Source organism: Pseudomonas sp. FeN3W, assembly GCA_030263805.2.
GTDB classification, from domain to species: domain Bacteria; phylum Pseudomonadota; class Gammaproteobacteria; order Pseudomonadales; family Pseudomonadaceae; genus Stutzerimonas; species Stutzerimonas stutzeri_G.
In genome coordinates this window covers 167,561-188,762 of the sequence record CP136010.1, presented here as the reverse complement: position 1 = coordinate 188,762, position 21,202 = coordinate 167,561, and the positions used below count along the sequence as shown (strand labels likewise).

At 62.6% G+C, this 21,202-nt stretch carries 16 protein-coding genes; 10 read left to right on the top strand and 6 right to left on the bottom strand.

Annotated elements, in window-relative coordinates:
* Positions 1 to 2: 2 nt before the first annotated feature.
* On the bottom strand, positions 3 to 1,454 hold the full coding sequence (locus P5704_000835) for an HDOD domain-containing protein (GenBank protein WOF79083.1): 1,452 nt from the start codon (positions 1,452 to 1,454) through the stop codon (positions 3 to 5).
* Between the two features lie 139 nt (positions 1,455 to 1,593).
* On the opposite strand from P5704_000835, the gene P5704_000830 reads away from it, so the two are divergent.
* Genes P5704_000830 through fabI form a run of 6 tightly spaced genes read left to right on the top strand, consistent with a single transcriptional unit; the run spans position 1,594 to position 9,850 of the window.
* Positions 1,594 to 3,423: an extracellular solute-binding protein gene (locus P5704_000830; protein WOF79082.1), complete on the top strand. Its 1,830-nt coding sequence runs from the start codon at positions 1,594 to 1,596 to the stop codon at positions 3,421 to 3,423.
* On the top strand, positions 3,420 to 5,315 hold the full coding sequence (locus tag P5704_000825) for an extracellular solute-binding protein (protein ID WOF79081.1): 1,896 nt from the start codon (positions 3,420 to 3,422) through the stop codon (positions 5,313 to 5,315). Before P5704_000830 ends, P5704_000825 begins: the two co-directional genes overlap by 4 nt.
* Positions 5,316 to 5,317: 2 nt before the next feature.
* Positions 5,318 to 6,391 (top strand): microcin C ABC transporter permease YejB, encoded by a 1,074-nt coding sequence (locus P5704_000820; protein WOF79080.1) that lies wholly within the window; start codon positions 5,318 to 5,320, stop codon positions 6,389 to 6,391.
* 1 nt (position 6,392) lies between these two features.
* On the top strand, positions 6,393 to 7,412 hold the full coding sequence (locus tag P5704_000815; GenBank protein WOF79079.1) for an ABC transporter permease: 1,020 nt from the start codon (positions 6,393 to 6,395) through the stop codon (positions 7,410 to 7,412).
* Between the two features lie 16 nt (positions 7,413 to 7,428).
* Positions 7,429 to 9,075 (top strand): ABC transporter ATP-binding protein, encoded by a 1,647-nt coding sequence (locus P5704_000810; protein WOF81141.1) that lies wholly within the window; start codon positions 7,429 to 7,431, stop codon positions 9,073 to 9,075.
* Positions 9,056 to 9,850, top strand: a complete 795-nt coding sequence (fabI, locus tag P5704_000805) for an enoyl-ACP reductase FabI (protein ID WOF79078.1) — start codon at positions 9,056 to 9,058, stop codon at positions 9,848 to 9,850. Before P5704_000810 ends, fabI begins: the two co-directional genes overlap by 20 nt.
* Before the next feature lie 355 nt (positions 9,851 to 10,205).
* Here fabI and P5704_000800 read toward each other — a convergent pair whose 3' ends face one another.
* On the bottom strand, positions 10,206 to 11,981 hold the full coding sequence (locus tag P5704_000800) for a PQQ-dependent methanol/ethanol family dehydrogenase (protein WOF79077.1): 1,776 nt from the start codon (positions 11,979 to 11,981) through the stop codon (positions 10,206 to 10,208).
* Positions 11,982 to 12,259: 278 nt separating this feature from the next.
* Here P5704_000800 and P5704_000795 point away from each other — a divergent pair, with 278 nt between their 5' ends.
* Positions 12,260 to 13,498 carry a substrate-binding protein gene (locus P5704_000795; protein WOF79076.1) on the top strand — a complete coding sequence of 413 codons (1,239 nt, stop codon included), beginning with the start codon at positions 12,260 to 12,262 and terminating at the stop codon, positions 13,496 to 13,498.
* 52 nt (positions 13,499 to 13,550) lie between these two features.
* On the opposite strand, the gene P5704_000790 is transcribed toward P5704_000795, so the two are convergent.
* From P5704_000790 to pedF, 4 genes are read right to left on the bottom strand one after another with little or no spacing between them, the layout of a single operon-like run.
* On the bottom strand, positions 13,551 to 14,480 hold the full coding sequence (locus P5704_000790; protein ID WOF79075.1) for a quinoprotein relay system zinc metallohydrolase 1: 930 nt from the start codon (positions 14,478 to 14,480) through the stop codon (positions 13,551 to 13,553).
* 52 nt (positions 14,481 to 14,532) lie between these two features.
* Complete coding sequence (locus tag P5704_000785; protein ID WOF79074.1) at positions 14,533 to 15,279, bottom strand: quinoprotein dehydrogenase-associated SoxYZ-like carrier; 747 nt, start codon at positions 15,277 to 15,279, stop codon at positions 14,533 to 14,535.
* 50 nt (positions 15,280 to 15,329) lie between these two features.
* Positions 15,330 to 16,244: a transporter substrate-binding domain-containing protein gene (locus tag P5704_000780; protein WOF81140.1), complete on the bottom strand. Its 915-nt coding sequence runs from the start codon at positions 16,242 to 16,244 to the stop codon at positions 15,330 to 15,332.
* Complete coding sequence (gene pedF, locus P5704_000775; protein WOF79073.1) at positions 16,244 to 16,681, bottom strand: cytochrome c-550 PedF; 438 nt, start codon at positions 16,679 to 16,681, stop codon at positions 16,244 to 16,246. Before pedF ends, P5704_000780 begins: the two co-directional genes overlap by 1 nt.
* Before the next feature lie 309 nt (positions 16,682 to 16,990).
* Here pedF and exaA point away from each other — a divergent pair, with 309 nt between their 5' ends.
* From exaA to P5704_000760, 3 genes are all read left to right on the top strand, one after another.
* Positions 16,991 to 18,862: a quinoprotein ethanol dehydrogenase gene (gene exaA, locus P5704_000770; protein ID WOF79072.1), complete on the top strand. Its 1,872-nt coding sequence runs from the start codon at positions 16,991 to 16,993 to the stop codon at positions 18,860 to 18,862.
* 166 nt (positions 18,863 to 19,028) lie between these two features.
* Entirely contained in the window at positions 19,029 to 19,682 is a 654-nt protein-coding gene (locus tag P5704_000765) for a pentapeptide repeat-containing protein (protein ID WOF79071.1), read from the top strand.
* A 125-nt stretch (positions 19,683 to 19,807) separates the two neighbouring features.
* The gene (locus tag P5704_000760; protein WOF79070.1) at positions 19,808 to 21,124 is read left to right on the top strand and encodes a PAS domain-containing methyl-accepting chemotaxis protein; all 1,317 of its coding nucleotides are present in this window, start codon (positions 19,808 to 19,810) and stop codon (positions 21,122 to 21,124) included.
* The last annotated feature ends 78 nt before the right edge of the window (positions 21,125 to 21,202 follow it).

Here is a 21,202-nt window from a genome sequence, read left to right as displayed (position 1 = left end):
ACTCACCCAGACGGACGCTTGCCTAGGGATTCCAGACAGCGTCCGGTCAGTTGGGTAAAGCGCTGAAACGCGACGAACTGTTCGTGTTTCAGCGCCCGCCCCGATAGCCGGCAATCGCCGTAGATCACGCCTATCTCACGCGTTCCTGCCATCAGCGGGGCGATGAAGAACATCCCATTGCCAAACCACTGCCGCAGCGGCTGGGTCACCAGGTCGGCCAGGTTGTAACTTGCCGGGACACCCATCCAGAGCGACTGTCGATGGCGCAATACGTAGCTGAACACATTCGGCTGCTCGGGTTGGTCAGCGGGAAGCAGGAAGCCCTGAACCCAGGTATCGGTCCCTTCACCGACGGCGCAACGCACCTTGAAACGCGTCTGCTGATCGGCCAGCGCCGCCACCATCACACGTTCCAGGCCAACTCCTCGGTGCAGTCCCTTCAGTAACGTATCCAGAATCAACGTGGCATCGCCGCCACCCGTGGCCATGAGCCCCAGGTCCTGCAGCGCCTGTTGCATCAGCAACAAATCCGGTTGCAGCAAGGCAGCCTGACGCTGGTCCTGCTGCAGGCGGATCTGTTCGGGATCGGTACTGGGAATGAGCCGGCCCAGGCGACTGGCGCCGAATGTGGTCGCCACCTGCACGGTTTCATCGGCGCTGGCAAGTATCTGCTGCAACGCATCAGCTTCATCCACGCCGGTGAACTCGGCCACGGCTTTGGTCAGAGCTGTCATCTGCTCACACTCCCAGCCTCCAAGTGCGGCTTCGCTGATCTGTACGCCCAACGCGACCGCGCGGGCGGCCGGATCGCTGCTGGCCACCTGGCTGTGCGCAAGACTGGTCAACTCTCCCAGGTTCCAGCTTCTGACCAGGCCCAGGCTGAGCTGTCGGAAGCTGGTACCCAGTACGCTCTGCACCGCATCGTCGGGCTTGACGCCCGGCTGCGTCAGCTGCAGGGCCAGCTCGTCCGCCTGCTCGCCACCGCAGCCCCAGAACGCCAGCTCGCCCACGTTGTAAAGCAGCGCGGCGATAAATACTTCTTCCTCGTGGCGCGAAAGCACATAGCCCGCGATGTTGCGGGCCTGTACCGCGGCGTGAAACGAGCGAGCCAGCAGTTCCAGCAACTGCTCCCTCGGGGCGCGCTCGAGCAGGCTATCGATCAGCGTGACCGACAGACTGATCAGGCGCACGTTCTCGAAGCCGATCATCACGATGGCCCGAGAAATCGTCTTGATGGTCTCCTGAGAGGGGTTGTAATAGCTGCTGTTGCCGACCCTCAGCACCTTGGAGGTCAGCGAGGCATCGCGAAGCAGCACATCGGCCAGTTGCTGCACCGAAGCATGTTCATGCACGGCAAGGCGCTGCAGATCCTTGACCACGGACGCCAGCGCAGGCAGCTCCGATTGATTCAGGCGGTCGATCCAGGCCTGAAGACCCTGGGCACGTACATCCAAGAGGTCACCTCTGCACAATGCCATTACGGGAAATGACCGGCAGTTTGCCCGAGTTGCCCGGCCTTTTTCCAGCGCATACAAGCTGTTACTGTACCGGCCCGAGAAGCCCCTAAGCGCCAAGGATCGGATTCCCCGTCTGATGCGAGCCCTGCTACCGTTACTGACCTGCCTGGCCTTGAGCTTTCCCGCCTTCGCCACCATCAGCGAAAGCCATGGTTATGCGCAGTTCGGCACCCTTAAGTATCCGGCTAACTTCACCCACTTCGACTGGGTGAATCCGCGCGCGCCGAAGGGTGGCCAGATCAAACTGATGGCCTCCGGGACGTTCGACACCCTGAACCCCTACACTTTCAAGGGCACCAGCCTGAGTTCGGCGCCCGGCTTTCTGCAATACGGCATCAGCGAGCTGAACGAACCACTGATGGTCGGCACCGGTATCTACGACCCGTCCGGCGACGAGCCTGCCTCCAGCTACGGGCTGATTGCCGAATCAGTGGAGCACAGCGACAACTACAGTTGGGTTGTTTTCAACCTGCGCCAGGAAGCCCGCTTCCATGACGGCAAGCCGATTACCGCCTACGACGTCGCCTTCTCCTATCGCACCCTGATAAAGGATGGCCACCCCCAGTACCGCTCCAACCTGCAGGGGGTGAAGCGCGTCGACATCCTCAACCGACATCGCATCCGCTTCGTCTTCGAGCGACCGAACAATCCGCTGCTGATCATGCGCCTGGGCGAACTGCCTGTACTGCCGCAGCACTACTGGAAGAATCGTGACTTCAGTGCGACCACCTTCGAACCCCCGCTGGGCAGCGGCCCCTACCGCATCACCCATGTGCAGCCCGGCCGGCAGGTGGTGTTCGAACGGGTGCGAGACTGGTGGGGCGCCAAGCTGCCGGTCAATCAGGGCAAGTACAATTTCAACCGAGTCTCGGTCGAGTTCTATCGCGATAGCGTGGTGGCCTTCGAAGCCTTCAAGGTCGGTGAATTCGACTTCTTCATCGAGCACCAGGCGAAGAACTGGGCCAACGGCTATCAGTTTCCTGCAGTGATGCGCGGCGACATCGTTCGTACAGAAATTCCCCACCAGATTCCGACCCAGACCCAGGCGCTGTTCATGAACGGACGCCGCGCGACCTTCGCCGACAAGCGTGTGCGCGAAGCGCTCGGCCTCATGTTCGACTTCGAATGGACCAATCGCGCCCTGTTCTACGACGCCTACCGGCGCAGCGAAAGCTACTACCCCAACAGCGACTTCACAGCGACAGGCAAGCCCGAAGGCGGCGAGTGGCTGTTGCTTTCGCCGTACCGCAAGCAGCTCCCGCCCGAACTGTTCACCGAGCCCTTCCAGCTCCCGCAGACCGAAGGCCGCGGTATTCCGCGGGAAACCCTGCGCCATGCGCTGAAGCTGCTCGCCGACGCGGGCTGGAAAGCCTCTGATGCCGGCCTGCTCAACAGCGCCGGACAACCGCTGCGCTTCGAGATCCTGCTGGTCAACCCGCGGCTTGAGCGCATCCTCCAGCCTTACGTCGAGAACCTGGCGCGCATCGGCATTCAGGCCAATCTGCGTACCGTGGACAGCGCACAGTACAAGCAGCGCCTCGATCACTACGACTACGACATGATCCTGATGACGCTGGCCCAGAGCCTCAGCCCAGGGATCGAACAGTATCTGTACTTTCATTCCAGTCAGGTCGACGTCAAGGGCGGTCGCAACTATGCCGGCATCGCCAATCCGATCATCGACGACCTGATCGACAAGCTGCTCGCCGCGCAAACCCGCGACGAGCAAGTCGCCGCCGTCCGCGCAATCGACCGCGTGCTGCTGTGGAACCACTACACCATTCCGAACTGGTTCATCAGTAACCACCGCCTGGCGTACCGCAATCGGTTCGCCCACGTCACCACGCCGCCCTATACGCTGGGTTTGCGCGCCTGGTGGCTGAAGAGCCTGGAGAAGAGCAAATGAACAATCGCGTGCGCCATTCGCTGTTTCGCGCCAGCCTGCTGGGGCTGCTCTGCATGGCTACCCTGGCCGAGGCCGCTCCCCGCCATGCCCTGACGCTGTATGACGAGAAGCCCAAGTATCCGGCCAGCTTCCAGCACTTCGAGTACATCAATCCCGAGGCCCCCAAGGGCGGCACGCTGCGCCAGGCTGGCTTCGGCAGCTTCGATTCGCTCAACCCTTTCATCAACAAGGGCGTTGCAGCTGACGATATCAGCCTGATCTACGACACCCTCACCACCAACAGCCTGGACGAACCCTTCACCGTCTACGGCCTGCTGGCGGAAAAGATCGAAAAAGGGCCGAACAACAGCTGGGTACGCTTCCACCTGCGCCCGCAGGCACGCTTTCATGACGGCGAGCCGGTAGAGGCCGAAGATGTGGTGTTCACCTTTGAAACCCTGATGAACCAGGGTGCTCCGCAATACCGCGCCTATTACGCCGATGTGGATAAAGTGACGGCGGAAAGCCCGCGGCGTGTGCGCTTCGACTTCAAGCATGCCGGCAATCGCGAGCTGCCGATGATTCTCGGGCAACTGCCGGTGCTGCCGAAGCACTGGTGGGAAGGAAAAGACTTCACCTCAGGCAGCCTCGAACCGCCTCTGGGCAGCGGCCCGTACCGCGTCGAGAAAGTCCAGGCCGGACGCTCGATTCGCTACGAGCGCGTTAAGGACTACTGGGGCAAGGACCTACCGGTGAATCGCGGTTTCTACAACTTCGATCACATCAACTTCGATTACTACCGCGACAACACCGTAGCCTTGCAGGCGTTCAAGGCCGGACATTTCGACTACTGGTTCGAAACCAGTGCAAAGAACTGGGCGACCGCCTACAACATCGATGCGGTTCGGGATGGCCGCATCATCAAGGATGAAATCCGCAACCACAACCCGACCGGCATGCAGGGCTTCATCTTCAATATCCGCCGACCACAGCTGGAAGATCGTCGCGTCCGTGAAGCCCTCGGGTTGCTGTTCGACTACGAATGGACCAATCGTCAGCTGTTCAACGGTGCCTACACCCGCACCCGCAGTTACTTCGACAATTCCGAGCTGGCGTCATCCGGCTTGCCGAATGACGACGAGTTGAAGGTGCTCGAGCCGCTGCGCGGCAAGGTCCCGGACGAGGTATTCGACAAGCCGTTCGAACTGCCGCGCACCGAGGGCAATGGCGTGATTCGCGAACAGCAGCGCGAGGCATACCGGCTGCTCACCGAAGCGGGTTGGAAGGTCGAGAACGACCGCATGCTGGATGCTACCGGCAAACCGGTGAAACTCGAGTTCCTGCTGGTACAGGCCGAGTTCGAACGTGTGCTGCTGCCGTACAAGCGCAACCTGGCCGATCTCGGCATCGAACTGGAAATTCGCCGGGTCGATGTCTCGCAGTACATCAACCGCCTGCGTTCGCGCGATTACGACATGATCGTCAGCGGCTTCAGCCAGTCCAACTCGCCCGGCAACGAGCAGCGCGAGTTCTGGCACTCGGTAAGCGCCGACAACCCGGGCAGCCGCAACTTCATCGGCCTCAAGGATCCGGCAATCGACACGTTGGTAGAAGGTCTGATAGGCGCCGACTCGCGCAAGGAACTGGTCACCTACACTCGCGCCCTGGATCGTGTACTGCTCTGGGGTCATTACGTGGTGCCGAACTGGCACATCAAGACCTGGCGCGTGGCGTACTGGAATCACCTCGCACACCCAGAGGTAACTCCCAAACAGGATATCGGCCTGATGACCTGGTGGCGCAAGCCGGATACCCCCGTGCCCGTCGCCGACCCGGCGGAAACCAAGAAGGCCGAGAAAGCCGGCGCTCCCACGCCTGCGGCCACGCCGGATGACGCCGGGGCGGAGCGTTAAGCATGCTGGCTTACATCGTTCGCCGACTGCTGCTGATCATCCCCACGTTATTCGGCATTCTGCTGATCAACTTCATCATCATCCAGGCCGCGCCCGGCGGCCCGGTGGAGCAGGCGATCGCCAAACTGGAAGGTTTCGAAGGCGCCACCAGCCGGATCGCCGGCGGTGGCTCGGAAGTCGCAGTCGCAGGCACCAGCTACCGGGGTGGCCAGGGTCTGGACCCCGAGTTGATCGCCGAGATCGAACGCCTGTACGGCTTCGACAAGCCACCCGCCGAGCGCTTCTGGATCATGCTCAGCAACTACCTGCGGCTGGATTTCGGCGAGAGCTTCTTCCGCGACGCCAAGGTCACCGACCTGATCATCGAGAAGATGCCAGTCTCCATCTCGTTGGGCCTGTGGAGCACGTTGATCATGTACCTGGCCTCGATTCCACTGGGGATCGCCAAGGCCACGCGCCACGGCAGCAAGTTCGACGTCTGGACCAGCTCGGCGATCATCGTCGGTTACGCCATTCCGGCCTTTCTCTTCGCCATCCTGCTGATCGTGCTGTTCGCCGGCGGCAGCTACTGGAACTGGTTTCCGTTGCGCGGTCTGACCTCGACCAACTTCGACGACCTGACGCTGGGCGGCAAGATCATCGACTACTTCTGGCACCTGGCCCTGCCCGTCACAGCGCTGGTGATCGGCAACTTCGCCACGCTGACGCTGCTGACCAAGAACAGCTTTCTCGACGAGATCAACAAGCAGTACGTGATCACGGCACGAGCGAAGGGCCTGAGCAAGAATCGCGTGCTCTACGGTCACGTGTTCCGCAATGCCATGCTGATCATCATCGCCGGCTTTCCAGCCGCCTTCATCGGTATGTTCTTCACCGGCTCGCTGCTGATCGAGGTGATCTTTTCCCTCGACGGGCTCGGCCTGCTCAGCTTCGAGGCGGCAATCAACCGCGACTATCCGGTGGTGTTCGGCACCCTCTTCCTCTTCACCCTGCTCGGACTGGTGGTGAAACTGATCGGCGACCTGACCTACACGCTGGTCGACCCGCGCATCGATTTCGAAAGCAGGGAGGCCTGAAATGCAGTTGTCCCCCCTCAACCAGCGCCGCCTGGCGCTGTTCAAGGCGCACAAGCGTGGCTGGTGGTCGCTGTGGATCTTCCTCGCGCTGTTCGTGCTCAGCCTTGGCGCGGAGATCATCGCCAACGACAAGCCGATCGTGGTGCGCTACGACGGCGAATGGTTCTTCCCGGTGTTCAAGCGTTATCCGGAAACGGCCTTCGGCGGCGAGTTTCCGCTGCAGGCGAACTACAAGAGCCCGTATATCCAGGAACTGATCGCCGAGAAGGACGGCTGGATGGTCTGGCCGGTCATTCCCTTCAACTATTCGAGCATCAACTACGAACTGCAGGTGCCCGCCCCCGCGCCACCGTCACTGGAGAACTGGTTGGGTACCGATGATCAGGGGCGCGATGTGCTGGCCCGGGTGATCTACGGCTTCCGCATCTCGGTGCTGTTCGCCCTGACCCTGACCCTGATCAGCTCGGTGATCGGCGTCATCGCCGGCGCCCTGCAGGGCTTCTATGGCGGCTGGGTCGACCTGGTTGGCCAGCGTCTGCTGGAAATCTGGTCCGGGCTGCCGGTGCTCTATCTGCTGATCATCCTCGCCAGCTTCGTGCAGCCGAACTTCTGGTGGCTGCTGGGCATCATGCTGCTGTTCTCGTGGATGAGCCTGGTGGACGTGGTGCGTGCCGAATTCCTCCGCGGGCGCAACCTCGAATACGTGCGCGCCGCCCGCGCGCTGGGCATGCAGAACGGCGCCATCATGTTCCGCCATATCCTGCCCAATGCCATGGTTTCGACCATGACCTTCATGCCGTTCATTCTCACCGGTGCCATTGGCACGCTCACCGCGCTGGATTTTCTCGGTTTCGGCCTGCCGGCCGGTTCGCCGTCGCTCGGTGAGCTGGTCGCCCAGGGCAAGGCCAATCTGCAGGCCCCCTGGCTGGGCATCAGCGCCTTCATGGTGCTGGCGGTGATGCTGACCTTGCTGGTGTTTATCGGGGAGGCGGCGCGCGATGCCTTCGACCCAAGGAAATAACATGGCCGAACAACCGATAGCCGAGAATCTGGTCGAGGTCCGTGATCTGGCCGTCGAGTTCGTCACCGGCGAGCAGGTCCAACGTGTCGTCGAGGGCGTGACGTTCGACATTCGCAAGGGCGAAACCCTGGCGCTGGTCGGCGAAAGCGGCTCGGGCAAATCGGTCACCGCCCATTCCATCCTACGCCTGCTGCCCTACCCGCTCGCCCGCCATCCGCAAGGGCAGATCCTTTTCCACGGTCAGGACCTGTTGAAAGCCGATGAAAAGGCCATGCGCAAGATACGTGGCAATCGCATCGCCATGGTCTTCCAGGAGCCGATGACCTCGCTCAACCCGCTGCACACCGTGGGCAAGCAGATCAACGAGGTGCTGGAGATTCACAAGGGCCTGCGTGGCAAGGCGGCAACCGCCCGCACGCTGGAGTTGCTGGAACTGGTCGGTATCCCGGAGCCGCGCAAACGCATCCGCGCCTACCCGCACGAACTGTCGGGCGGACAGCGGCAACGGGTGGTCATCGCCATGGCGTTGGCCAACGAGCCTGAACTGCTGATAGCCGACGAGCCGACCACGGCGCTGGACGTCACCGTGCAGCTGAAAATCCTCGAACTGCTGAAGGAGTTGCAGGCTCGCCTGGGCATGGCGCTGCTGCTGATCAGCCACGATCTCAACCTGGTTCGGCGCATTGCCCATCGCGTATGTGTCATGCAGCGCGGTCGCGTCGTCGAACAGGCGTTGTGTGAAGATCTGTTCCGCGCACCTCAGCATCCGTATACCCAGGAACTGCTCGCGGCCGAGCCCAGTGGCGGTCCGGTGGCGGTCGAAGAAGCGGCGCCATTGCTGGAAGTGGACGACCTGCGCGTGTGGTTCCCGATCAAGAAAGGGCTGCTGCGACGCACCGTCGACCACATCAAGGCGGTGGACGGTGTGAACTTCAGCCTGCCCAAGGGGCAGACGCTGGGTATCGTCGGCGAGAGCGGTTCCGGCAAGTCCACGCTTGGATTGGCTATCCTTCGATTGCTGGGTAGTCGCGGCGAGATCCGCTTCCAGGACCAGCGCCTGCAGAACATGTCGCAGCGCCAGGTACGGCCGTTGCGCCGGCAGATGCAGGTGGTCTTCCAGGACCCCTTCGGCAGCCTGAGCCCACGCATGTCGGTTGGGCAGATCATTGGCGAAGGGTTGCACATCCACCGGATGGGCAATGCCAAGGAGCAGGAACAGGCAATCATTGACGCGCTCGTGGAGGTTGGCCTCGATCCGGAAACTCGGCATCGCTACCCCCACGAGTTTTCCGGCGGACAACGGCAACGCATTGCCATTGCCCGGGCTCTGGTGTTGAAGCCGGCGCTGATACTGCTCGACGAGCCGACCTCGGCGCTCGATCGCACGGTACAGCGTCAGGTGGTAGAGCTTCTGCGCTCGTTGCAGGCCAAGTACAACCTGACCTACCTGTTCATCAGCCATGACCTGGCGGTGGTCAGGGCGCTCAGCCACCAGATGATGGTGGTCAAGCAGGGCCAGGTGGTGGAACAGGGTGCGGCCGCTGACATTTTTGCGGCACCGCAACATCCGTATACACAGCAGCTGCTGGAATCCGCCTTCATGGCGCCCGGCGCTGCCGAACAACCAGAAGAGGGACAAGCACATGGGTTTTCTCACCGGTAAGCGCGTACTGATCGTCGGCGTTGCCAGCAAACTTTCGATTGCCTCGGGCATCGCCGCCGCCATGCATCGCGAAGGTGCAGAACTGGCTTTCACCTACCAGAACGACAAGCTCAAGGGCCGCGTCGAGGAATTCGCCGCCGGCTGGGGCTCGGGCCCGGAGCTGTGCTTCCCCTGCGACGTCGCCAATGACGAAGACATCGCCCGCGTATTCGAAGAACTGAGCAAGAAGTGGGACGGCCTGGACTGCATCGTGCACTCGGTCGGCTTCGCTCCCGGCGACCAGCTCAACGGCGACTTCACCGAAGTCACCACCCGTGAAGGCTTCAAGATCGCCCACGACATCAGCGCCTACAGCTTCGTCGCCCTGGCCAAGGCCGGTCGCGAGATGATGAAGGGCCGCAACGGCAGCCTGCTGACCCTCTCCTACCTGGGTGCCGAGCGCACCATGCCGAACTACAACGTCATGGGCATGGCCAAGGCCAGTCTGGAAGCCGGCGTTCGCTACCTGGCCGGCAGCCTTGGCCCGGAAGGCACCCGCGTCAACTGCATCTCCGCCGGCCCGATCCGCACCCTGGCCGCCTCCGGCATCGCCAGCTTCCGCAAGATGCTCGCCGCCAACGAGAAGCAGACCCCGCTGCGCCGCAACGTCACCATCGACGAAGTCGGTAATGCCGGAGCCTTCCTCTGCTCGGATCTGGCTTCCGGCATCAGCGGTGAAATCCTCTACGTCGACGGCGGCTTCAACACCACCGCCATGGGCTCGCTGGAAGATTGATCCCGCGCCCGTCTACGTAAGCACCGAACCCCGCCTGTTGGCGGGGTTCGTGTTTCTGCGGAACGCTGTCAGCCGGCTGCGGGGCGGCTTCCTCACGCAATACGAGATAGTCCCGGACTGTCCTCACCACATCGTTGAGGATCTTTTCATCACATCGCTGGCACCGATGACGCTGATCGAAACGCAGCGTCATCGGGCTGGAGGTGGATTATTCGAGCCCAAGCCATTTACCCCAGGTATCACGCCCCGGCGCCTATCGCTTGCCTGGCGCCAGAACGGCAAAACCCCGGCCATGGCGACCGGGGTTCTGTTTGCGCAAACCCGACGATCGCCGGGTTTGCGTAACGCAGGCTGATCAGCGCTTGGCGACCAGATCCTTCGGCAGCTTGAAGGTCCAGAGCATACCGCCCTGGTTGAAGTCCTTCACGCGCTTGGCCACTTCGCCACCCCACAGCGGTACCGCACCACCCCAGCCGGAGAGAACGGAAACGTACTGCTCGCCATCCATTTCCCAGGTGACCGGAGAACCGATTACGCCCGAGCCGGTGTTGAACTCGTAGACCTTCTTGCCGGTCTTGGCGTCGAAGGCCATCAGGTAGCCCTCGGGGTTGCCGGTGAACACCAGGTTACCCTTGGTGGCCAGCACGCCGCCCCACAGCGGAGCGTAGTTGTTGTAGCGCCACACTTCCTTGCCGGTCTTCGGATCGATGGCGCGCAGCACACCGATGAAGTCTTCGTTGAGCGGCTTGATGGTGAAGCCGGCACCCAGGTAGGCCGCGCCCTTCTTGTAGGCTACGCCTTCGTTCCAGATGTCCATGCCCCACTCGTTGGACGGCACGTAGAACAGGCCGGTGTCCTGGCTGTAGGCCATGGGCATCCAGTTCTTGCCACCCAGGAAGGACGGTGCGACGAACACCGACTTGCCCTTGTCCGCGTCGGCAGGATTGCCCGGACGGTGGGTTTCGTCGTAGAGCGGACGGCCGTTCTTGTCCAGGCCCTTGGCCCAGGTGATCTTGTCGACGAACGGGAAGCCACGGATGAACTTGCCGTTGGTGCGATCGAGCACGTAGAAGAAACCGTTACGGTCTGCGGTGCCGGCGGCCTTGATGGTCTTGCCGCCGTCCTGGTAGTCGAAGGAGATCAGCTCGTTGACGCCGTCGAAGTCCCAGCCGTCATGCGGAGTGGACTGGAAGTGCCACTTGATCGAGCCGTCGTTCGGGTCCAGGGCCAGACGCGAGGACGAGTACAGGTTGTCGCCTGGGCGCAGGTGCGAGTTCCACGGCGCCGGGTTACCGGTACCGAACAGCAGCGAGTCGGTGTCCGGATCGTAGTAGCCACCCAGCCATGGAGCTGCACCGCCGGTCTTCCACAGATCGCCCGGCCAGGTCTTGCCGGCTTCGCCGCCGGAGATGCCGCTCTCGACCTTCTTGCCGTCCTTCCAGACGTAACCCATGTGGCCTTCCACGGTCGGACGGGTCCACAGCAGCTCGCCGTTCTTCGCGTCGTAGGCCTCGATCTTGCCGACCACGCCGAACTCACCACCGGAAACGCCGGTGATCAGCTTGCCATTCACCACCAGCGGCGCGGCGGTCAGCGAGTAGCCAGCCTTGTAGTCGGCGACGGTCTTCTTCCAGACGACCTTGCCGGTGTCCTTGTTCAGGGCGACCAGCTTGGCATCCAGCGTGCCGAAGATCACCAGGTCGCCATACAGCGCCACACCGCGGTTGATCACGTCACAGCACGGCATGATGCCGTCGGGCAGGCGGGCGTCGTACTGCCACAGTTCCTTGCCGGTCCGGGCATCCAGTGCGTATACGCGCGAGTAGGAACCGGTGATGTACATCACGCCGTCCTTGATCAGCGGCTGCGCTTCCTGGCCACGCTGCTTTTCACCGCCGAGAGAGAAACCCCAAACCGGTCGCAACTGATTGATGTTATTGGTGTTCAACGTGTCCAGCGTGCTATAGCGCTGGCCCTGCAAACCCAGACCGTTGGTGACGATCTGATCGATGGATTTGGCGTCGTTGAGGATTTCCTGGTCGGTTACGGCCCAGGCGTGCAGGCTGGACATCGCCACCGCGGCGCATAGCGCCGTCAAGGCGAAGGGCTTGCGAAGACCGGTGTGCTTCATTGCGGCTACCTCTGCGGGTTCATTGTTATGCCGGGAAATTTTCCCGGTCTGTGGGTGATTCTTGGTTTGCACCGCCTCGCCAACAATTGCCCGCAGTACCGATTTTCCTCCTCCCTTGGTAGCAATACGCCGCTGCAGGCCACGAAAGACGCGTGATTCGGCCCGCAGTCAATGCCGGGCGGCACCGAAAGTCGCACCCATATGGCCGGAAAAGACTATTCCGCTGAGCCTGTCCAAGCCCCTAAAACGGACACCCCTCGCTCAGAAGGATAAGAGCCATGCTTCGCTCCACCCTGATCTTCGCCCTTCTCATCTTCACGCTACAAAGTACCCAGGCGGCCGAGCCGATCCGCCTGGGCCTCAACTACCCGAGCACCGGAAACTACAAGTCCGAAGGTCTGGAGCTGCGCCGTGGTGCCCTGCTCGCCGTCGACCAGATCAATCAGGGGGGCGGCTTGTTGGGCCGGCGCCTGGAGCTGGTCAGCCTGAATTCGGCGGCACGCGCGGAAAAGGCGCGTGCCAATGTCGACCGTTTCGCCAAACAGGGCGCAGCGATGATCTTCGGCGGCGCCAACAGCGAAGAGGCGCTGAGCGCCGGCCAGCGCGCCCGCGAACTCGGCCTGTTGTACTTCCCCACCCTCGGCTACGCCAACGAGATCACCGGGCGGGACGGCCATCGCCACCTGTTCCGCGAGTCCAACAGTGCCTGGATGAGCGCCCGGGTACTCGGTGAATACCTGAGCTGGCACATGCCCAACCGCCGCTACCACTACATCAGCCTCGACGATGCCTGGGGCCACAGCATGGAGCAGGCCCTGCGTGAAGCGACCAAGAGCCGCGACCGCGCACGCCATGGCTACTCGAAGATCGCCGCGCGAGGTGCCCGTCGCGACGACTACCTGAGCGCACTTCAGAAGGCTGCCGCCAGCGACGCGGATGTGCTGGTGATCGTCCTGCTCGGCCAGGATCTGGTACAGACCATGCGCCTGGCGCACACCCTGGAACTGGGCAAGCGCATGCAGATCATCGCGCCCAACCTCACCCAGAGCATCGTCGAGCAGGCCGGACCGCTGGTGATGGAAAACGTGATCGGCACCGAAGCCTGGACCTGGCGGGTACCGCAGCGGGAGAAAAGCGAAACCGGCCAGGCGTTCGTCGATCGCTACATCGCGTTGCATCAGGCCTACCCCGGCAGCACCGCAGCGTCAGCCTACGGCATCGTCCGGCAGTGGGCCGATGCCGTGGGGCGGGCCGGCCGACTGGATAGCGAAGCCGTCATCGCCGAGTTGGAGAACCATCGCTATAGCCTGTTGAAGGACGAGCAGTACTGGCGCGAATTCGACCACCAGAACGTCCAGAGCATTTACGCGGTAAAGGTTCGCAATCGCAGCGAGATCATGCAGGATCGCTTCAAGCAGGACTATTTCACCATCATCCACCGCATGGCTGGCGAGGAAGCCGCACCCAGCCTGGACGACTGGCAGCAGGAACGTGGCGATCAGCTACAGCTGCAGTGATTGAAGGTAGCGACTGGAGTGGAACATCAACCGGCGCGCCGCGGGCGCGCCTTCACTCGTCGACACGCTGCAGCGCCATCGCTTCGTAACGCGGATACAGATGACTGACGCTGCGGATCAGCTCATAGCGGGTCAGGCTGATGCCGGCGAAGCGCTCGGGGATCGGGCTCTGGATCACCTCGTTCATGTCCGCCCCGCCATTGGCGGCTTCTCGCAGCAGGCCGTCCAGCCAGCCGAGGTAGTCGCGCATCTGCAGGAAAGGCGCGGCGTCATCGGCCACCGGGCCGTGGCCAGCGACCAGGCGCGTCCAGGGCAATGCCTCGAGCGTATCGAGGTCTTGCAGCCAGACATCCAGGCCTGGACTGTTCGGCGTGGTCAGCGCGCGCTGGTAGAACAGAATGTCGCCGGCGAAGAGCACGCCACTGCGTTCGTCGAGAATGGCCAGATCGGCGCCGGTGTGACCGCGCAACGCCAGCAAACGCAGGGAACGCCCGCCGATCTCCAGCGTGCCGGGCGCCAGGGTCTCGGATGGCAGCACCACCTCCGTACCGCGCATCCAGTCACCAACCAGGCGGTACATGTTCTCGGCCATGGCGTTGCCCTGCTCGCGCAACAGCTCGGTCGTACCGGCGAGCGCGGCAATGGGCACATCGGCAAATGCCTGGTTGCCGAGGACGTGGTCGGGGTGATGATGAGTCAGCAGCAGCTTGATGACCGGGCGATCGGTAACGCTCGCGATAGCCGCGCGCATCGCCTCGCCATAACGCCGCGACGGGCCGCTGTCGATCACCACCACGCCGGCGTCGGTGACGATGAAGCCGGTGTTGACGATATTGCCGCCGTTGGCCTTGTCGAAGTTGTCCGTCGAGCCTTCCAGCAGCCACACGTCATCGGCGATCTGCCGCGGCTGCAGGGTGTAACGCAGCTCGGCGTGTGCGGGCAGGGTCAGGCAGAACGCGAACATCAGGAGCAACAGGCGCATGACGCCTCCTTGGCTTGGTTGCTGGCTCTAGGGAGAGTGCGGGCTGGTCAGCTCAGAGCGCGGCTTCGAACTCGTTGCCGTTGTTGTCACGCAGCCACAGGCGAGTGTCCTGCGCGCCCTTCACTTCCAGGCTCAGACTCGGGTTTTCGGCGACCGCCGGATACAGTTCCAGCTCCGCCAGGACCTGCCCGTCGGCATCGCGCAGCTCGGCCTGGTTGAGAAAGAATTCGGGAATGCCGCCGACCAGGCCGTTATCCATCGGATGGGAGACCTGCAGGCGCAAACGACTGAAATCGCCGCGGGCGAAGCGCCCACCGATGACCTCACCGAGGCGATCTTCCCAGCCTGGCTGGGCGCGTACCACGCTCGGCGCCGTGCAGCCGCCACCGGCAGCATCGACCTTGGCCGAGCCGATGTGCCAGACACCGTCACGGGTCAGCACCGCCGCACGGATCGGTGTCGCCTGTTCCACACGTATGCGGATGGCGACCAGCGGCACGACCTGCTCGCCAGGCGTGAAGGTGAAAATCCGTGGGATGGGATTGAGGTCGGCCCAGGCTTCGATGCGCACCACCTCGTCACCGAGGGCTCTGGCATCGATGTGCACCGGCACCTGCCGCGAATCCTCGGCGAATGGCGGTACCTGCACCTTTACGCGCTCATCGAACACGTAGGGTTCGCTGTTGAGCAAGCCCTTGTGGTGGTATTCCCACATCACCGACTGCAGTGGATCGGCCTCGGCCGCCAGGGCGCTCGGCGCATGAAGGACCATCATCAGCAGCAAGGTTCGGACGCTCATGTCGACTCCTCGAACGGCGATCCGCAGCGGGATCGGCATGGCGCAACCGGTCAGCGTCCGGCCACGTCGCTCTCCACATCCTGGTACAACCCGGGCAACTCGTAGCTCAAGCCGTAGCTGGCGTAGAGCTTTTCCAGCTCGCCGTCGAGAATCAGCGGCTCGAGCACTTCTTCCAGCGCGTAGGCCAGCTGCCGGTTGGATTCATGCACCGCCATGCCGAGATCCCACACCTGCTTGCCCATGTTCGGGTAAGCGTTCTCGGCGAGCTTCAGGTGTTCGTCGTCGGCCTGGTCGAGCAGCCACTCGATCTCCGCGCGCATGGCCATGGTGGCGTCCACCTCGCCCTGCTGCAGCGCAGCGAATGCCTCGCGGATGCTCGGGTAGTGGTGGGTGTGCTTCGCCAGCCGGCCCTCGAATACCGAAGACAGGTAGAACGAAGGCACGCTGTCCACTTCAACGCCGATCGGGTGGTATTGAAAGACCGCCACGCTCGGCACCTCGTCGATGCGACGGTCATCATAAGCGGTCTGCCAGCGCTCGCGCTGATAGGGCGCGAACATCACCACCAGCTCGTTGATCACTTCACCCAGCTCGTTGCGCTTGTAGGCGAACTCGCGGTCGTAGGGCACACGCAGCATGACGTCTGCCAGCACGCCGGGCCGCAGGTAGTGCCCTTTCCAGATGAAATTGCGCAAGTCGTCGTCGAGGGTTTCGTCCGGCGTCACCCACAGCACTTCCAGCTTCAGGTCCAGCCCTTCGGCGAGCTTGCGCGCCAACGCCACATCGACCCCGCGCGGCTGGCCATCCTGCTGGTAGCTGTACGGCGGAAAGTTCTCGTACATCGCCACCTTGAGCACACCGGATTCGATGATGTCATCGAAGGCGCGCACCTTGACCACGTCCGCCTGCGCCAGCGCGCAGCACAGTGTCAGCCACAGCGACAGAACCAGCCGGACGGCGTTCATCACTGCTTGGCCGCTTCACTTTCGATATAGGTACGGATCGCCCACAGCGCTTCCTGGCTGAGGGTGTCGGCCATACGCGGCATGTACACGGCACCATCACGGACCGCGCCGTTGATAACGCGCTCCTTGAACCACTCATCACCGTCGTAACTGGCTTCCAGTTCACGCAGGTCGGGGGCGATACCGCCGGAAATGGCTTCCAGACCATGGCAACGCGCGCAGTTCTGGTTGTAGGCGGAAGAACCGATCTCGACCGCCAGGTCGTGGTGCTCGCTTGAACCGCGATAGGGGTTCTCGTCCAGCCATTGCTCACCAAGCTCAGGCAAACCCTTGGTGTTGACCGCCTGAGGCGTCACGTCACCATGCGCCAGAACCAGGCCGGACATACCGAGAACACCCGCTGCCAGCAGTGAGCGCAAAAAGATCTTGTTATTCATGACTACCACCCTCTATTCGAGAACCTGTGCAAGGCAGCCCCATCGGAGCGCATGGTGGTCATGTTGGCCGTGTCAGTGCATCGGCAGAATCCTGCTTTGGATGCCTGCATCTCCTCCCTTGGTACTAGGTTTTACTACCACCTTCGGCACGCCACTGGTAGCAAGGCCAAATCAGCGGGGCTTGGGAAGTATTCCCGGCATTCGCGGGAGCTTTTCCGTGTCGGCACCCGTGGCGCACTCCCAATAATCGAATCGCCAGGCCACCGGCATACGGCGGCCTCGTCCGAATCGACCAAGGGAATCGCAACCATGACAACAAGATCGCACCCCGGCAGCAAACGCCCCCTCGCCATTGCCGTGCAATGCCTGGCGCTGACCGGCAGCCTCGCACTGGCCGCAGCCGCCCAGGCCAAGCCGGTCAGCTGGGAAGACATCGCCAATGATCACCTCTCCACCGAGAACGTCCTGCAATACGGCATGGGCACCAGTGCGCAACGCTGGAGCCCGCTCGCACGGGTCAACGAAGACAACGTATTCAAACTGACCCCGGCCTGGTCGTTTTCTTTCGGGGACGAGAAGCAGCGCGGCCAGGAATCCCAGGCCATCGTTCATGACGGCGTGATCTACGTGACCGGCTCCTATTCGCGCGTCTTCGCCCTCGACGCCAAGACCGGCAAGCGCCTGTGGAGTTACGCCCATCGCCTGCCCGACGACATCCGCCCGTGCTGCGACGTGGTCAACCGCGGTGCCGCCATCTATGGCGACAAGATCTACTTCGGCACCCTCGACGCCCGTGTCGTGGCACTGAACAAGGACACCGGCAAGGTCGTCTGGAACAAGAAGTTCGGCGATCACAGCGCCGGCTACACCATGACCGGCGCACCGACGCTGGTGAAAGACTCCAAGACCGGCAAGGTGCTGCTGGTTCACGGCAGCTCGGGTGACGAATTCGGCATCGTCGGCAAGCTGTTCGCCCGCGACCCGGATACCGGTGAAGAAATCTGGATGCGCCCCTTCGTCGAAGGCCACATGGGCCGTCTCAATGGCAAGGACAGTACCCCCACCGGCGACATCAAGGCGCCGTCCTGGCCGGACGATCCCAACCACCCGACCGGCAAGAAGGAAGCCTGGAGCCAGGGCGGCGGCGCGCCGTGGCAGAGTGCGAGCTTCGACCCGGAAACCAACACCATCATCGTGGGTGCCGGCAACCCCGCCCCGTGGAACGGCTGGGAGCGCACCAGCGATGGCGGCAACCCGAAGGATTACGACAGCCTCTACACCTCCGGGCAGGTCGGCGTCGATCCGAGCACCGGCGAGGTGAAGTGGTTCTACCAGCACACCCCGAACGATGCCTGGGACTTCTCCGGCAACAACGAGCTGGTGCTGTTCGACTACAAGGACAAGAACGGCAAGACCGTCAAGGCCACCGCCCACGCCGACCGCAACGGCTTCTTCTATGTCGTCGACCGCAAGGACGGCAAGCTGCAGAACGCCTTTCCCTTCGTCGATGGCATCACCTGGGCCAGCCACATCGACCTGAAAACCGGCCGACCGGTGGAGAACGAGGGCCAGCGCCCGCCCAAGCCCGAGCCGGGCGAAAAGCACGGCAAGTCGGTCGAAGTCTCCCCACCCTTCCTCGGTGGCAAGAACTGGAACCCCATGGCCTACAGCCAGGACACCGGCCTGTTCTACGTACCGGCCAACCACTGGAAAGAGGACTACTGGACCGAGGAAGTCAGCTACAAGAAGGGTTCGGCCTATCTCGGCCAGGGGTTCCGTATCAAGCGCATGTACGACGATCACGTCGGCATCCTGCGCGCCATGGACCCGACCACAGGCAAGGTGGCCTGGGAACACAAGGAAAAACTGCCATTGTGGGCCGGCGTCCTGGCGACCAAAGGCAACCTGGTCTTCACCGGCACCAGCGACGGCTACTTCAAGGCCTTCAACGCCAAAACCGGCGATGAACTGTGGAAATTCCAGACCGGCAGCGGCGTGATTTCCCCGCCTGTGACCTGGGAACAGGACGGCGAGCAGTACATCGGCGTGACGGTCGGTTACGGCGGCGCCGTGCCGCTGTGGGGCGGCGACATGGCCGTACTGACCAAGCCGGTCGCCCAGGGTGGTTCCTTCTGGGTATTCAAACTGCCGGATTGGGAGAAGAAGACCGCCAAGCGATGAGTCGAGCCGTGCCCGCCAGCGTGCGGGCACGCCTCATGATGTCCTCAAGGTACAGCGGTTCGCGCGGCATGCCTGGCCTAGCCGGCTGCGGGTTGGCGCTCTCGCCGACAGGCCAGAAACGCCGCGCGACTGCTTTCTCTCTTTTACCTGCCCCAGGTGACTTCCCATGAACACCCCTAACCGCTTGCTTCTGCCACTGGTGCTGTTGGCCAGCGCGTCCGCCTTCGCTGCAGATGACGGCCCTCTGACCATCAACGGCTGCCTGCTCCAGCCCGAGAGCCAGTGTGCCAACGCCGACCTGCGCGGCGCCGACCTCAGCAATCAGGATCTGCGCCGCATCAACCTCGCCGGTGCCAACCTCGCCGGTGCCAACCTGCGCCACGCCAACCTCGACCTGGCCAATCTGGAAAAAGCCGACCTCACGGGTGCCACGCTTAACCGCGCCAGCCTGCAACAGGCCAACCTGCGCCTGGCCAATTTCACCAATGCCCGGCTGATCGCCGTTCAGGGCTGGGGCCTGTTCGCCCAGGCCGCCCAGTTCAAGGGCGCCGACCTCACCGGCGCTTACCTCGAGTTCGCTCGCATGAGTGGTGCCAAAATGCACGACAGCACGCTGCACGCCGCCGATCTGGAAATGACCTGGCTGAGCAAGGCCGACCTCTTGGGCGCCGACCTCACCGATGCCAACCTGCAGGAAGCCAAGCTCAACGACGCCAACCTGGGCAACGCCGTGCTGACCGGCGCGCGCCGGCATTACGCGACCTTCCAGGGCACCAACATGGAAGGCTGCAAGGATTGCCCAGTCGATTGGGAGAAATGAAACCGCCGGCGATAGGCCAATTCAATCGCCGGTATTAGAACAAACCATTGGCGGGCGACTAAGGAAAACGCTTCAGGCGCCGATCAAGTGATTGGGCGGTCTTGCCCTTCACTGGATGCCAGCAAATGTTCAACAAGAACTTGAAACGAGAACTAGCTGAGTTGCGCGAAGACGCTGCAATCAACCAGCAAATCAAGAACTCGTTGTACAGGGAGATGATGGTCCTGGAACTGGACCCGCAAGGACGCATTCAGCACGCCAACGAGCTATTTTTAAGCGAAATGGGCTATCGCAGCGACGACCTCATCGGCCGTTCCGTCGACGACTTCTTCAGCCAGCAGTTTCGTACCGAGGCGAACTACGCACGCCTCAAGACCGCCATGCAGCGCGCCGAGCATCTCACCGGCGCCTACCGACTACTGCGGGCCGACGGCAAAGAAGCCTGGCTGCGTTCGATCTGGCAGCCAATCAAGGGCTCGGATGGCACGTTGCACCACTACACCCTGTGTGCCACCAACCTGACCCGAACCATCGAAACCTCGCGCGAACACGAGAGCGTGATCAATGCGCTGCTGCGCTCCACCGCGGTGATCGAGTTCGACCTCAGCGGGCACGTCCTCACAGCCAACCAGCGGTTCCTCGACTGCATGGGCTACCGACTCGAGCAGATCAAGGGCAAGCACCATCGCATGTTCTGTGAGCGTGAGGAAAACGAGTCGCCGGCTTACCGCGAATTCTGGGCTAGCCTCAACCGTGGCGAGTACATCGCCGAACGCTTCAAGCGTATCGATGCCCACGGTCAGATCGTCTGGCTCGAGGCTTCCTACAACCCGGTGCTCAATGCCTACGGCAAGCTGTACAAGGTGATCAAGTTCGCCACCGTCATCACCGACCAGGTGAACCGGGAGATGGCCGTGGCCGACGCCGCAACGATTGCCTACGACACCTCCCAGCACACCGACCTCAGCGCTCAGCGCGGCGCGCAAGTGGTCCAGCAGACGGTCGAGGTGATGCATCGCATCGCCCAGCAGATGCAGGAAGCCTCCGACGGTATCGAGGCGCTGGACAAGCAGTCGCAACTGATCGGGGCGATCCTCAAGACCATCAGCGGTATTGCCGATCAGACCAACCTGCTGGCCCTCAACGCCGCCATCGAAGCCGCACGGGCCGGTGATCAGGGCCGTGGCTTCGCCGTGGTGGCCGACGAGGTTCGCCAGCTGGCAGCCCGTACCAGCAAGGCCGCCGAGGAAATCGTCGGTGTCGTGCAGAAGAATCAGGACCTGGCGCAGACTGCCGTGCACAGCATGTCCGCCAGCCGCGACCAGGCCGAGCAGGGTCTGGAATTCGCCAATCAGGCCGGCGCGGTGATCGTCGAGATCCAGGACGGCGCGCAGCGCGTGGTCAGCGCGGTCGGACAGTTCGCCAGCCAGTTGAAGAATTGATGGCCTGCCTTTGCACTGCAGATGTCAATTGACGAGCGGCCGCACCTCGACCGTGTCGGCACCGCTGCCACAGGCTGA